The sequence below is a fragment of the Streptomyces sp. NPDC041796 genome (assembly GCF_055590785.1).
On record NZ_JBVJAH010000035.1, the window covers coordinates 15,113 to 28,591 of the forward strand.

At 70.9% G+C, this 13,479-nt stretch carries 14 protein-coding genes and 2 pseudogenes; 10 read left to right on the forward strand and 6 right to left on the reverse strand.

Annotated elements, in window-relative coordinates; all coding sequences use genetic code 11:
• Positions 1–176 precede the first annotated feature (176 nt).
• Both ACZ6C1_RS36320 and ACZ6C1_RS36325 read left to right on the forward strand, forming a co-directional pair.
• The gene (locus ACZ6C1_RS36320) at positions 177–827 is read left to right on the forward strand and encodes a hypothetical protein (protein WP_469247273.1); all 651 of its coding nucleotides are present in this window, start codon (positions 177–179) and stop codon (positions 825–827) included.
• Between the two features lie 108 nt (positions 828–935).
• Positions 936–2,204, forward strand: coding sequence for an MFS transporter (locus ACZ6C1_RS36325; RefSeq protein ID WP_469247275.1), 1,269 nt, complete (start codon positions 936–938; stop codon positions 2,202–2,204).
• A gap of 22 nt (positions 2,205–2,226) precedes the next feature.
• On the opposite strand, the gene ACZ6C1_RS36330 is transcribed toward ACZ6C1_RS36325, so the two are convergent.
• The 4 genes from ACZ6C1_RS36330 to ACZ6C1_RS36345 all read right to left on the reverse strand — a co-directional run bounded on the left by ACZ6C1_RS36330 (position 2,227) and on the right by ACZ6C1_RS36345 (position 4,554).
• Positions 2,227–2,793 carry a 2OG-Fe(II) oxygenase family protein gene (locus ACZ6C1_RS36330; RefSeq protein ID WP_469247277.1) on the reverse strand — a complete coding sequence of 189 codons (567 nt, stop codon included), beginning with the start codon at positions 2,791–2,793 and terminating at the stop codon, positions 2,227–2,229.
• A complete protein-coding gene (locus tag ACZ6C1_RS36335) occupies positions 2,790–3,392 on the reverse strand; it encodes a TIGR02466 family protein (protein WP_469247280.1) in 603 nt (200 codons plus the stop codon). Before ACZ6C1_RS36335 ends, ACZ6C1_RS36330 begins: the two co-directional genes overlap by 4 nt.
• Complete coding sequence (locus ACZ6C1_RS36340) at positions 3,389–4,147, reverse strand: class I SAM-dependent methyltransferase (RefSeq protein WP_469247282.1); 759 nt, start codon at positions 4,145–4,147, stop codon at positions 3,389–3,391. Before ACZ6C1_RS36340 ends, ACZ6C1_RS36335 begins: the two co-directional genes overlap by 4 nt.
• A gap of 83 nt (positions 4,148–4,230) precedes the next feature.
• Complete coding sequence (locus ACZ6C1_RS36345) at positions 4,231–4,554, reverse strand: hypothetical protein (RefSeq protein ID WP_469247283.1); 324 nt, start codon at positions 4,552–4,554, stop codon at positions 4,231–4,233.
• 227 nt (positions 4,555–4,781) lie between these two features.
• On the opposite strand from ACZ6C1_RS36345, the gene ACZ6C1_RS36350 reads away from it, so the two are divergent.
• Genes ACZ6C1_RS36350 through ACZ6C1_RS36375 form a run of 6 tightly spaced genes read left to right on the forward strand, consistent with a single transcriptional unit; the run spans position 4,782 to position 9,274 of the window.
• Positions 4,782–5,564, forward strand: a complete 783-nt coding sequence (locus ACZ6C1_RS36350; protein ID WP_469247285.1) for a hypothetical protein — start codon at positions 4,782–4,784, stop codon at positions 5,562–5,564.
• A 2-nt stretch (positions 5,565–5,566) separates the two neighbouring features.
• On the forward strand, positions 5,567–6,757 hold the full coding sequence (locus ACZ6C1_RS36355) for a YcaO-like family protein (RefSeq protein ID WP_469247313.1): 1,191 nt from the start codon (positions 5,567–5,569) through the stop codon (positions 6,755–6,757).
• Positions 6,754–7,509, forward strand: coding sequence for a TfuA-like protein (locus ACZ6C1_RS36360; RefSeq protein ID WP_469247287.1), 756 nt, complete (start codon positions 6,754–6,756; stop codon positions 7,507–7,509). The genes ACZ6C1_RS36355 and ACZ6C1_RS36360 overlap by 4 nt, the downstream gene beginning before the upstream one ends.
• On the forward strand, positions 7,416–8,189 hold the full coding sequence (locus tag ACZ6C1_RS36365; RefSeq protein WP_469247288.1) for an aKG-HExxH-type peptide beta-hydroxylase: 774 nt from the start codon (positions 7,416–7,418) through the stop codon (positions 8,187–8,189). The genes ACZ6C1_RS36360 and ACZ6C1_RS36365 overlap by 94 nt, the downstream gene beginning before the upstream one ends.
• On the forward strand, positions 8,186–8,803 hold the full coding sequence (locus tag ACZ6C1_RS36370) for a TIGR02466 family protein (RefSeq protein ID WP_469247290.1): 618 nt from the start codon (positions 8,186–8,188) through the stop codon (positions 8,801–8,803). The genes ACZ6C1_RS36365 and ACZ6C1_RS36370 overlap by 4 nt, the downstream gene beginning before the upstream one ends.
• Before the next feature lie 27 nt (positions 8,804–8,830).
• The gene (locus tag ACZ6C1_RS36375) at positions 8,831–9,274 is read left to right on the forward strand and encodes a 2OG-Fe(II) oxygenase family protein (RefSeq protein WP_469247292.1); all 444 of its coding nucleotides are present in this window, start codon (positions 8,831–8,833) and stop codon (positions 9,272–9,274) included.
• Between the two features lie 14 nt (positions 9,275–9,288).
• Here ACZ6C1_RS36375 and ACZ6C1_RS36380 read toward each other — a convergent pair whose 3' ends face one another.
• On the reverse strand, positions 9,289–10,092 hold the full coding sequence (locus ACZ6C1_RS36380; RefSeq protein WP_469247294.1) for a Scr1 family TA system antitoxin-like transcriptional regulator: 804 nt from the start codon (positions 10,090–10,092) through the stop codon (positions 9,289–9,291).
• Between the two features lie 162 nt (positions 10,093–10,254).
• Between ACZ6C1_RS36380 and ACZ6C1_RS36385 the strand changes: the two genes are divergently transcribed.
• Entirely contained in the window at positions 10,255–11,700 is a 1,446-nt protein-coding gene (locus ACZ6C1_RS36385) for a helix-turn-helix domain-containing protein (RefSeq protein WP_469247296.1), read from the forward strand.
• Between the two features lie 100 nt (positions 11,701–11,800).
• On the opposite strand, the pseudogene ACZ6C1_RS36390 reads toward ACZ6C1_RS36385, so the two are convergent.
• Positions 11,801–12,957: pseudogene (locus ACZ6C1_RS36390) on the reverse strand (IS701 family transposase); the annotation flags it as partial.
• A 21-nt stretch (positions 12,958–12,978) separates the two neighbouring features.
• Between ACZ6C1_RS36390 and ACZ6C1_RS36395 the strand changes: the two are divergent.
• Positions 12,979–13,390, forward strand: a pseudogene (locus ACZ6C1_RS36395) (transposase); the annotation flags it as partial.
• Positions 13,391–13,479 lie beyond the last annotated feature (89 nt).

Below are 13,479 nucleotides of genomic sequence, written 5' to 3' on the forward strand. Positions count from 1 at the left end.
AGACCGGGGGGTCACGGGGCGATGGGGCTCTTCTTCTTGTCGGGGTGTGCCGACGGGACGTAGCGGGTGGCGGAGAGGTTGGACGGGCCGAAGAGCTGCATCAGAGGAACGGGACCGTTCCCTCTGCCGAAGTCGGCCCTCGCACGGGCAGACCTCGATACGGTGACACGGTGCGGATGGATCGTGAGTTCGTCTCCACCACGTTCCTCATCGTGGCTCTGGAACTCTCGCGAAGGGTAGGGGGCTTCGACGTGGTGGGCGTTGCCGCGCTCGCTGTGCGGGGAGAGGGGTGGCAGCCCCAGTGGCGCGTGCACGCCCGCGTTGGGACTGCCATATCAGCAGGGCAAAGCGACGTCGTCCAGGTCGAATCGCTGAGTGCCGGTTTGGGTGAAGTTGAGCGAAAGGTGACTACCGCTCCGCACGTTCTGGTGACCCGGCTCGGCGCGGGCGGAGTCGAAGCAGGCGTCGTGCGGGCAGAGCGGGCCTCATGCCCGCTGACGGCATCCCTCGTGGTGTGGGATGCGATGCGGCTTGCCCAGATCGCCTGCCCGGCAGTATCCGAACCGTCCGAGGCGACCCTGGCGGCCGCGCTGAACGTCCGCTTCCCCGGCCGGGGATCCCCGCTCACCCAGTCGGTTTGGGCCACCTCGGAAATCTGCCGACGTGCGCTCGAGCAGGGTGTTACCGCCGGCCGCTGGTCGACTCTGCGCCAAGTCGAAGACCTGGTCGGTAAGCCCCCGCCACCAGTGGAGGAGCATCTTCTGCCCACTGGCCCGGTGCAGGAGAGCCTGTTCGATGAGCCGCCGCGATTGGGCCGTGGCCTGTAGAGTCCGGCGAACGCCCAGCGGACACAAGGGATGCATCAAGCACTCTCATTTGGCTGAATTCCCTGCATTCCAGGGCAGGCCCCTCAGAGGCGTCGATAGGGTCCGCGAGTGCTCACCGGTCTCAATGTCGCACTCCTGTCCCAGCCGCGCTTCCGACTGCTGGCCTCCGCCCGGTTCGTCTCCGTGCTCGGCAGCGCTTTCGGCCCGATCGCCGTTTCCTTCGGGGTCCTGGCCCTGCCAGGTGCCACGCCCGGGGACCTCTCGCTGGTGCTGGCGTGCCAGGCGCTTCCGCAGCTCGTCTTTGTGCTGTGGGGCGGTGTCCTCGGTGACCGTGTGAGGTCCCGGTTCCGGCTCGTGTGTGTCACCGAGACAGCGGCGGCCGCGATCTGGGCGGGCCTGGCCGTGCTGTTCGCCACCGGCGGCTCGATCGGGCTGATCGCCACACTCGCGGGACTCGGTGGCGTGACCCGCGCCCTGTTTTCCCCCGCGCTCGAAGGCATCGTCGTTGACGTCGTTGACGACAAAGCGAACCGGCAGCAGGCCAACGCCTTGCTGAAGGTCTCGACCAACACGGCGCGCCTGCTCGGTATGACGCTCGCTGGCGTGGTGGTGAGCCTTCTCGGGCCGGCCCTCGCGCTGGCTCTGGACGCGGCGAGCTTCGCTGTCTGTGCTGCCCTGTTCGCTCTCCTGGGGCGGAGCACACCGGACAAGCCGGTGCGCTACAAGACGTCGGCGTGGCGGGACCTGCGCGAGGGGTGGCGGGAGTTCGTCCGGCACGAGTGGCTGTGGGTGACCACGGGGCAGCTGGCCTTCGTGCTGGCGGTGGTGAATGCGGTGGCCGGGCTGCTGGGTCCGATGCTGGCCATGGAGTACCTCGGCGGCGCGTGGGCGTGGTCTTTGGTGATGGTCGCCCAGGTGGCGGGCCAGATCGCCGGAGCCGGGTGGGCAGGGCGGCTTCGGACGGCGCGCCCGATGCTGCTGGCAACGGTGTGCACGGCCGGTGCGGCACTGCCCGCGCTGCTGCTTGCGGTGCACGCGCCGCTGCCGGTGGTCCTCGTCGGGGCGGTGGCGTATGGGGTGCTGTGGGACGTGACGATGGTGATGTGGCGTACGTGCCTGCAGCGTGAGGTTCCGAAGGAAGCGATCTCCCGGGTCAGCTCGATCGATCTGCTGGGCTGCCTGGCTCTCGCGCCGCTCGGGCTGGCGGTGGCCGGGCCGCTGGCTGCGGCCTTCGGGCCGGGTGTGATCGCACTTGGCTGTGCGGGGCTGGTGGTTGTGGCGGTGGGTGTGTCTCTGCTGTCCCGGGACATCCGCACGCTGCCCGGCGAGCGGCAGGTGCGCGAGGAGATGGCCCCGGCGGCCGCGGGCGCGGCATGACGGCCCGCCGGTAGGGACGCGGTCAGGTTCGGCTGTCCTCGGCGGTGAGGACAGCCACGGTGTGCCCCGGCGATAGAGGGAGCACGGAGTGGGCAAGCCACCCGGGTGCGAGGACGGTCATGCCGGGCTGGGCCTGAACGGTCAGAGGCCGGCCCCAGGGGAGTCCGGGGACGGTGGCGGCGTCGCAGCCCGCTCGCGGGTCGTGCAAGCACACCGCGCCGGAGCGCTCGTGCGGCGCGTCGCCGGTGGTGGCCAGGAAGCACCAGGCGGACCAGGACGCATGGCCGTAGGCGAGCGGAATGCGGTGGCCGACTGCCCAGATCTGGACGGACAGCTGCACCTCCGCTTCTGCGGCGAGGCCGGGGCAGATGGCCCGGGCGAGCGCGGTCAGCACGGCACGGGCCTGGTCCGTGTCGAGGACGTCGCCGGGGGCGAGATTGCGGCAGCCGTGCGTGGTGCGTCGCATCTCGGTGTGCAGGAGGCTGCGGTCGGCCGCAGGGCGGATGGTGCCGAGCCAGACGGGCGTGGTCCACCGGTCCTCCATCGCCGCGTTCACGGCCGACGTAAGCGGCGCGTCGAGAGTCGTCATCGTGGCTCCATGGTGACGTTGAAGGCGATGCAGAGCCGGGCGGTGTCGCAGTCGTGGGGGGCGACGCCGTGCCGGAGCCAGGACGGGAAGGCGATCAGCAGGCCAGGGTTGGGCGTCACCGTGTGCACGGCGCCTGGACCGGCCGGCTCGGTGGCCAGTCGGGCGGGGCGGGGGTCGATGAGTTCGAGGGCGCCGGTGGGGTTGGGCGCGGTACGCAGGTAGTAGACGCCGGACACCGCGGCGTCGTGGTGGGCGTGCAGTTCGTGAAAGCCGCCGGTTCGGTAGTGAACCGCCCATGCCGAGACCTGCAAGGGTGTGTCCGGGCCGGCGCCGGTGAGGGCGAAAGCGGCCTGGCGGATCCATCCGTTCAGGGTGCGGACGGCGGGCAGCGGCCAGGTCAGGATGTCGGGGGCTGACTTGCGGGCGGCGGCCACGCCCAGGGAGAGCGAGGTGTCGGTCGCCTCGCGGGCGAGGATCTCCTCCGCCAGGGCTTCGGTGTCGGGGCCGGTGGGGGTGATGCGCTGGTAGAGCCGGGTGGGCCACAGGTCCTGGCGGGCGCCGCGGACGTACCAGGCGTTGGCCGGGGGCGCGGGGGTCACGGGGTGTCTCCGGTGGGGGTGTAAACGGAGATGTGCTGGGTGGAGGAGGCGGTCAGGGGCGTGCGGTGCCAGTCGGCGTACCGGTGGGTGAGGGTGAGTCCTGCTGCGGTGGCGAGCAGGTCCAGTTCGGAGAGGTGGACGTAGCGCATGGCGACCGGCAGGAGCCGGACTCCGATTTGGTCGATGCGGAGCTCCTGGAAGCGGATGGTCTGGGTGATGGGGTCGTGGGTGGTCGCGGACAGGCTCAGGTGGGAGTCGGTGAGGTTGCGGACGGCGAGCTGCTGGCGGCCGGCGAGGAGGCCGGGGGAGCGAGGGATGGTCGCCTCGATGACGAAGCGCCCGCCGGGCTTCAGGGTGGCTGCGACTTGCTGGAGGCAGGCGGCCTGGCGGGGCTGGGTCATCAGCATGTAGAAGCTGGAGAAGGCGACGTAGATCAGCTCGTAGCGTTCACCGTGGGTGTCGAGGTCGGCCATGTCCCCGGCGTGGGCACTCACGGGCCGGTCGCCGCGGTGGCGGTAGAGCTCGTCAATCATGGCTGGGGAAGCGTCGACGCCGCTGACGGTGATGCCGCGGTCCGCGAGCGGCAGGGCGATGCGGCCGGTGCCGATGCCAAGCTCCAACGCACGGGCGCCGGTGCCGGCCAGTGAGGCGAGGAAGTCGGCGGCCGGTCCGGGGTCGCGGTCCTCGTGCTCGTTGTTGTAGTGGGGCGCCCACTGGTCCCACAGCTGCTTCTGGTTGCCGAGGAAGTCGTCCACACCCGTTCTCCCGTCTCGATTCGACGTGGGGGCGGTGCCCGGGCCGGCCATCGTGCCGGTCCGGGCACCGCTGGGACAGCTGGTCAGCTGTCGGTCGCAGGGGCCTTGTCCGGGTCGAGGAAGATCTTGCGCGCCCGGATGGTTCCGGTGACTTCCTCGGTGCCGGTGAGCTCTTCGACGTTGCCGTCCGCGGCCGCGATGCCGGCACGGGTCAGCGTGACGGTCACCTGGGCGCTGAGGGCCATGTCTTCCTGGACGGCGGCCTCGTGCATCGCGGCCGCGCCGACGATGCCCTTGCTTACCAGGTCCATGACGTGGGCGACGTCGGCGTCGTTGAGGTCGATGCCGGCGATGTTCGCCCTCTCCTCGTCGGTGGTGTAGCGGGTCACTGCTGCGGGCTGGTCCATTCCTGCCTCCCTGGTCGGGGTCGGGTGGATTGGTCGTGACCGTAAGCCCCTCCCAGGCTCCCGGCCCAGCCTCACATCGCCCAACTATCCAGTGCTTTAAGGCTATTTGCCGGGCTGAGGTGCAATAGCGCATTGCCCGGCGAGCCTCCCGCTCGGCGTCGGCGGCGAGGGATGCTCGCCATGCGTCCGGCCCACCGGAAGGGCCCGATCGACTCGGAGGTGCGCCCATGCCCGCGACCCGCGCCGCACACCCGCCTCACCAGATGACCCCTAAGGCCCTGGACCACGTGCTCAACGCCTTCTACCGCACCCCGCGCGCCGGCGGGCTCGACCGTCTCGCGGGCGGCGGCGGCCCGTTGGGCTTCGACGTCACCGCCGCCTGCCGGCTGCACGTCCTGATCGACACCTACGCGTGTGACGGGATCGTCGAAACCGGCTGCCACCTGGGGGACACCACCGACTACCTCGCCCGCGCCTATCCCCACCTGCCGTTGCGCACCTGCGACCTGGACGAGCGGCGGGCGGCATTCACCCGCGCCCGACTGGCCACCCGCGCCAACGTGACCGTGCTCCAGGGCGACTCCGGCCTGCTGCTGCCCGCCCTCATGGAGGGCCTGGCACGGCCGCTGGTGGTTCTGGACGCGCACTGGGGACCCAGCTGGCCGCTGCGCGCCGAACTCGCCGTCCTTGCGACCACGCGGGCGGTCGTCATCGTCGACGACTTCGACATCGGGCACCCTCGCTTCGGCTACGACACCTACGACGGCGTGACCTGCGGGCCACAGCTGATCGCCGACGAGGCGGGCGGCCTGGAGCGGATGTTCGTCGGCGACGTCGAGGCCGACTACCCGCTTCCGTGCCTGCAGATTGGGCGCCGAGGCGGTACAGGCTTCATCGTCGCGGGCCTCGACGACACCCCGCTGGCCATACACCCGTGGTTCGCCGAGGTCCCGCTGCGCCCTCACCCGGTCTTCCCCTCCTGGTCGCGGACACAGGTGGTGGGACGGTGACGATGCTGAGCAGCAGCGTCCGTGAGACGGCGGCGGCCGAGACGTGTGCGCGTGCCTGGCCGGTCGCCCGGCGTCTCGGCGTGAGTCGCGTTGCCCAGACCACGCAGCTGGACCGCGTCGGCATTCCGGTCTTCGCCGCGGTCCGTCCGCAGGCAGAGCTGGTGGTGGTGACCGCCGGCAAGGGCCGGCATGCCGACGAGGCCCAAGCTGGGGCGCTGATGGAGGCCGTCGAACAGGCTGTCGCCGAGCGGTGCGCGGCCACGACGCCGCTGCGGTGGGCCTCGCCCCGGATGATTGCCGAAGAAGGCGGCGTGAAGCTCGGCGCCTGGTGCCCGCGCCTGGACCAGGCGGTGGATGTCGACCGGGTGCTGCCGTGGATCACGGTCCCGTCCGCCGACGCAGCGCGCGAGATCGCGGTCCCCGCCGAGCTCGTCCTCACCCCCTGCCCAACAGAAGCCGCCACCGGCCTGTTCGGGTCCACGACCACCGGTCTCGCCTCCGGAAACACCCACACGGAAGCGGTGCTGCACGGCCTGTGCGAAGTGCTGGAGCGCGACGTCACCTCGCTGAGTAGCGTGAAGGACACGACCGCCCTCATCGACCCGGCCACCTTGCCCCCCGGCCCGGCCGAGCTGTACGGGCGGATTCGGGACGCCAGGCTCGGGGTGTGGCTGCGAGGGATGAGCATCCACGGCGGGCACTACATGGCCTGCCTGATCGACGACCCGGACCGGGCGCACCCGCTGTACGCAAACGGCGGCTACGGCTTCCACCCGATCCCCGAGATCGCGGCCGTACGCGCCCTCGCGGAGGCCGCACAGTCACGCCTCACCTACATCCAGGGCTCCCGCCACGACCTGACCGACAGCTATGCCGCATTCGCCGCGATGGCGCCGAGCGAGCGGGCCAATTGGCGGGCCCAGCTCCTGTCCCGCTACCGCGCGCCTGCCCCGGCCACAGCCTTCCCCGCCAGCCGCCCCCGCGATCACACCCCTCGTCCGCAGGAACTGCTCGAGGAGTTGCTTACCGCAGTCGAGCAGGCAGGGCTCGGGCCGGTCGCAGTGCACACCTTCGCCCCACTCGCGGAACCCTTCCATGTCGTGCGCGTCGTCGTCGCCGGCACCGAGCACTTCACCCCCCACACCCGCCGGTTCGGCCCCCGCCTGGCCGCGCACGCCCGGGAGAGGCGATGACCGACCCGAACGCGACCCTGCCTTCACTGGAACTGTTCGTCGGCCCCACCGCCCACAGTCTTCCCGCCACCCTGCTGGCTCAGCAGGGTGTACGGCTGCATCCTCCCGCCCGGCGCGGCAGCATCGCCGGCCTCGTCACCCGCCGGCCGCCCGGCCACATCGCCCTGGTCGACGGCCGATACGACGACGTCCCCGCCGTCGGCCACCGTGAAATCCTCGACGCCATAGCGGCCGGGTGGCAGGTGACGGGCCTCGGCTCCATCGGGGCGCTGCGCGCCGCCGAACTGGCCGACTTCGGGATGGCTGGCTACGGGCAGGTTTTTGCCTACCTCCTGGTGACCGGCGCTCCGGACGACGAGGTCGCCCTTCTGCACGGCCCCGCTCCCGAGTACCGGCCCATCACCGAGGCGCTCGTCGACCTGCGGGCTTTCGCCGAGCACCTGGCGGCTGCCGGTGTGCTGGAGGCCGCCCAGGCTGCTGCCGCGATCGACGCTCTGGCCGGCCGGTGGTTCGGTGACCGATCACTGCCCGCCTTCCTCGCCGCGGTTGCGGCCGCGGCCGACGGCGATGCGGCCGCAGCCGTCCGCGCGCACCTGCCCCGGCTGCCCGCTTTCCGCCTCAAGTCCGATGACCTGCGCACCTACCTCATGGAGCGATCATGGACACTGCAACCAGCACAGAGCCGTTCGTGCCCGCACACTGCGGTGGCTGGCCCTTCCTCGATGACGGACACGACCCGCGGCGGCTGTTGACCGCGGTGGCTTGCGTCCGCCTCGCCCGCCGAGACGGCCCCCACTGCTCCCCGACACCCAAGGCGCTGGCGGCCGTTCTCCGCCCGGCCCAAGCGGTGCAGATCCGATCCCTCGACCACCCCAAGCCCCTGCCCACCCGCACCCTCACGCCCCACCGCGAACAGCAGGTCCACCGAGCGGTTCTCCGCATCAGCTGCCTTCTCCCCACGTGGGCTCCGATGCTGTCGGCGCTCCCGCTGGTGTACCTGCCGATGCCCCCGGGCCGGGGGAGTATCAGCGCCTCCTGCTTCGCCTGGCCGCAGCACATCCTCCTCGCCGGAGCTGCGTTCACCAGCCCGGCCGGGCTCGCAGAGCAGCTACTGCACGAGACGTTCCATCAGTGGCTCTATCTGTGCGAGGAACTGGCTCCCCTGCAACATCCCGGCTGCACCCGCCGCATCACCCTCCCCTCGGGGACCCGTGGTCGAACTCCGGCCGAAGTCCTCGGCGCCGCCCACGTCACCTGCGGACTGGCCCGCCTGTGGCCGCAGCTCGACGTTCCGGCACCCATCCGCGACCAGCGCCTGGCCCGTCTCGACGACTACCGGCGTGGCTGCCTGGACCTGATCGACGAGACCCGCCCCTGCCTGACCGACCACGGCCACGCCCTGGCCGACCGGATTGTGGAGGTATCCGCATGACACCCACCGGCGCACCAGTCACCAGCGGCACCTTCTGGGAAACGCCCCTCTACACCCAGACCGTCGGCCCCGACCCGGCCGTCAACACCGCCTTGCGCGAACTGGTCCTGCAGCGCACCCGCAGCGTGCCGAGCTCGACGGTGGGCGTGCGGGACGCCGACAAGACCACCTCCGACGTCCTGCGCTGGAGTCACCCGGCGATCGACCAGCTCCGAGGCTGGATCCTGAACGCCGCGTGCGCCTTGAACGACCACGCCGGCGCCGGACGGGACGCGGCCGGCACCGAGGTGCCGATGGTGGCCGAGGCCTGGGCGGTCGTCTACCGCCCCGAGGGCCTCCATCAGCTGCACAGCCACCACGACGCCGCCTGGTCGGGCGTCTACTACATCTCCACCGGCCGCATGCAGGAAGGGACCGGGCTCCTGCAGTTCGTCGACCCGCGGCCCGGCGCCGCCGCCCGCGAACACGAGCGCCCGCCGCTGCACACCCTCACCCCCGTCCCGGGGCTCCTCGTCGCTTTCCCCGCCTGGCTACGGCACTGGGTCACCCCCTACCAGGGCGATACCGAACGCGTGGTGATCGCCTTCAACGTCGGCTTCCAGCGGAACCCCTGACCATCCCGTCCCAAAGAGGAGAAGGCCGTGATTAGCGCCCTGTGGGCCACCCCCGTACACACCGCCACGCTCTGCGGTGCCGACCTCGCTCGCCTCGCTGCATACCCGACCGCGTTGCCCGGCCTCCTGCCTGCCGATCACCCCGCCCGCCACCTGGCCTGGACGTGCCGGACAGAGCGCTGGAGTGGTGGCTTCCACGCCGGGCTCCGCCACGGCGCCGGCACCTGGTGCGCCCTGGCAGTCCTGACCGCCCGGGCCGCTGACCCGGACGGCCTGTCCGGGGCGCTGATCCTCCACGACCCGCGGGCCGGAGCCGCCAACGTCGGCCTGCCCGGCCTCCCCTGGGGCCGCCCCCTGACGCTGTCCACCCGACCCGGGCTGCTCACCGTCGTCCCCGGCTGGCTCGGCTGGCAGATCGCCCCCATCCGCGCCGACGAGGACCGCACCGTCCTCCTAGCCGACTCGGCGTGAGCCGCGGTCTTCGGTCATGCCGCGAGCGCACACAAGTCGGCGGCGGCCTGCCACAGCTCCTCGAACCGGGCCGCCGCCCGACCGTAGCGGTCCGGCTCCACCCACAGGCGGCCGTCTTCCCGATCCCTGGCCGTCAACGTCAGCTCCTCGACCCCGAGAACCGCCACGGCAAACGCCCCGACCACCGTGCGCGCCGATCGATCGGCAGGCAGCACCCGCACGTGCACCGGCGATGCCATCAGCCGCTCGAGCTGCTCGCGCATCACACCACGCCCGCCCAGACCGGTGGTGACGGCGACCTCGCCAACCAGGACACGCACCGGGCGCCGCAGCGCCTGAAAGAAGCGCTGCTGGCGCAGCCCGAGCAGCCACAAGCGCCTGCCAGCCTCCGCCTGGTGCACCGGAGCGAGCAACTCGGCGGCGTAGCGGCGGGTCCGTAGCACCGCCGGCAGGACGTGGGGCGTGTACACCACTCGCAGGCCGACGGCCTCCACGTCCAGGTAATCGCGCACGGTCACATCAGCGACGTCGGCGAAGGAGTGGAACGTGCTCCGCCCCCGTGCATGGTCGGCCCACTTCATCATCTGGTCCCGGTCGGCCGCTTGGACCTTGTAGAAGTCGGCCAGGCGCACGACGTCCTCAAGCGCCGCCCGGTGACGGCCCCTTTCGATCCGCGAGAGTTTGGACGCGCTGATATACAACGTGCTCGCTACCTGCTGCAGTGTCACCCCTCTGGCACACCTAAGGCTCTCGAGGTGGCGGCCCAGCAGGAGCCGGGCGACCGTGGCATTCGGCGGAGCATCATGGAGCATGGGCATGGCGACCCTCCGTACCGCCGGCGGCCTACCCGGCCGATCACCGATGGCTGTCCTGCCGGATAGAGTCACGCGCCGCGACGCAGCCGATCCAGCCGAGCGTCCTATAGGACGACCACCTATTTCGCTGACAGCACGTCACGGCGCCTCTACGCTGGGTTCGCCATGTCGTCCGCCCCCGAGGGGGTCACAGTGCGGCCCAGCAACCCCTCCACCGCGTTATTCATCCCCGAGAACCTGTGGGCCCGTCCCGAGGTGCTCCAGGCACTGCGCCAGCGCGACGTCGGACGCCTCTTCCAGCATGTACGGCAGCACACCGGCGCCAGCCAGACCACCGTCGGCTGCCTGGTGGGCCTGAGCCAGTCCGACGTCAGCGCCATCGAACGCGGCCGGCGTCAGGTCACCAGCGTCGAGGTCCTCGACCGGATCGCCAGCGGCTTGCGGATCCCCCCTGTGGCGCTCGGACTGGCCGCCGACGACGAAGGGCAGGATCTTGTTCACGGCACTTGCCCAGCCGTCCCCGTCAGGCCCCCGACGGCCACTAGGGTGGCGAGCGAGACGGAGGAGGACGACGTGCGACGTCGCGAACTGATGACCGGTGCGCTAGGGATCGGCGCCGCATTCCTCACGGGGACCGGCTCCGCTGACGCAGCGCCGTCCAGCCCTCCGGAGGAACCCCTCACCCGTGCCCTGTTCGAACCCACCCCAGGCCAACCGGTCACCCTGACGCGCCTGCGCGCCGAACTTGCCGCCGCGCGTGACGACTTCACCGCCGCCCGCTACACGACTCTGGGCCAGGAACTACCAGCCCTGATCGCCACGGCCGAGGCCACACGCGACGCCGCAACAGGCCGGGCCCGCGAGCAGGCCAGCGCGGCGGTCGCACGCGCTTACGTCCTGGCTACCGAGCTCGCGGTCAAGCAACACTCCGAGATGGCCTGGGCCACCGCCGACCGTGCCCTGCTCGCCGCACGCGCCAGTGGCGATCCCGCCCCCATCAGCGACGCCGCACGCGTACTGGCCATCACCATGCGCCGTGCCGGCCAGAGCCAGAAGGCCGTCGACTTCCTCACCCGCACCGCCCTGTCCCTCGGCGCCGAACGGGGCAACGCCCGGCCCGAGGCGCTCGCGGGCCGCACACTGCTCTTGCTGACCGCCGCCTACACGGCGGCCACCGGAAAGCGGCGCAGCACCGCCCTCGACCTCCTCGAGGAAGCAGAGACGACAGCCAGCCGCATCCCCAGCGACGGCCAGCCACGCGGCCTGTTCACCCTCAACGCCAGCCCCGCTGAATGCTCGATGTACCGCATCAGCACCTACAACGCCCTTGGAACACCGGACGACGGCACTCCGTACGCCAACGGCCTCATCCCCACCCAACTGCCGACCGCAGAGCGCCGAGCACGGTATTGGACCGATACCGCCCGCATGTGGCACCAGATCGGCAACCCCCTCAGGGCCTACCACGCACTACGAGCCGTCGAGCACGAAGCGCCCGAGGAAGTTCGCCGCCCAGCTGTACAGACGCTCACAGCAGACCTGCTCTACTCACCGCAACCCCTGCCCGGAATTCGTGAGTTCGCCGGACGCACCGGAGCCGCAGCGCCCTGAGGGGGGACACGCCTAGCAGGACTCCGTCAGGTCTGTCTCGATCTTGATGTCGTGTGCGGTCTGCTGGGCAGGGGCTGGTGACGGGTGGTGCAGATGCCGGTCAGGACCTCATGGAGGGCGTCGAGGATCTGGTAGACGGTGAGCCCGGTGCGGGTGCTTTTGGGGTCAGCCGCTGTTCGGTGAGAAAAGGCGTGGGCGGAGGTCACGAGGGTGACGTGGTGGTGCCAGCCGGGCCAGGACCGGCCTTCGAAGTGGTCCAGACCCAGGCCGTGTTTGAGTTCGCGGTAGTCGTGCTCGATGCGCCAGCGAACCTTGGCCAGACGGACCAGGTCGGTGATCGGGGTGTCGGCCGGCAGGTTGGACAGCCAGTAGTCGGTGGGCGCCTCGGCGTCCCCGGGCCACTCGACCAGCAGCCAGCAGTCGGGCAGGATGCCGTCCCACCAGCCCTGTTCGGCCGAGGCGGCGGCCCGGATCGGACGTTCGACGGCCTTGCCCGCGGGGCGGACGCGCACGGCGGTGAAGCGGGAGCGTAACGCGCCGCGTAAGCCCTTCCGACAGGTGAGGTAGACGAATGCTTCCTGTCCAAGGCCGGCGGCCAGGGCTGCCACCGAGGGTGCGGGCTGGAGGTAGCGGGGCTGAGGCCAGCACCCGATGGGACCGTGGCGGTCCGGGGCCACGGGCTTCGCGTCGAACGGGTGGGCACCTACGTCCGCGCGGACGGCCAGCACGTAGTCGATTCCCCGCTCGGCCAGGCCGGCCCGCAGGTGGGCATTGGTGCCGTAGGCGGCGTCGGCCACGACAATCGGTGGGCGTGCCCCAGCCGGCCAGCGTGTCGAGCATGTCCAAAGCCAGCCGCCACTTCTCGCGGTGAGTGACCTGCGGCGGGATGCGGGTGGCGGTGCGGCGGTCGGTGTCCGCGTCCCGCTCTTTAGGCAGGAACAGCCGCCACTGCAGCGGGCAGGAGGCGGTGTCGGTGGCGGCGTGGACGCTGACCGCGACCTGGCAATTGGCGCGTTTGCCCAGGTCCCCGCAGTACTGCAGGGCCACGGCGACCGACATCCTTCCGTCCTTGGGCAGCGACACGTCGTCGATCACCCAGGCCGCCGGATTGACCAGCGGCAGCATGCGCTCGCAGATCCGTCGCTGCACGGGAACCGGGTCCCAGGTGGACTGGTTCATGAACTGCTGCAGGTTCTGCTCGTTGCCGTCCGGCAGCCTCGAGGCCATGGCCTGGATCGACTTGCGGCGACCCTCCAGTCCGCTGTCGGCGGGGTCGTCATGGGGAGGGGTACGTGGTGTTGGATTGTTCCGGATGGACTGTGGGAGATCGCGAAGCCGCTGATCCCGCCGTCGAAGGTACGGCCTCAGGGTGGTGGGACGCAGGACACGCCTGATGAGACGCTGTTCGCCGCGATCATCTACGTGCTGGTGTCCGGCTGCACGAGGAGATCCTGCACCGCCTCGACGACGCCGGCCTGCTCGACCTGTCCCGAGCCGTCCTCGACTCCGCCCACGTCAGGGCGAAAAAGGGGGCGAACTCACCGGTCCGAGCCCCGTGGACCGCGGCAAGGCGGGTTCCAAGATGCACGTCCTGTCGGACGCGAACGGCCTGCCCCTCGTCGTCGGCGTCACCGCGGCCAACACCCACGACAGTCAGGCCCTGAAGCCCATGGTGCTCGGTCACCAAACGATTCCCAATGGGGTTGTCAAGCCTGGCTGATGACTCTTGGTGAGGGTCAGCCCAGCACGACCGTGCTCGGCGGTGGGGTGACCTCGAAG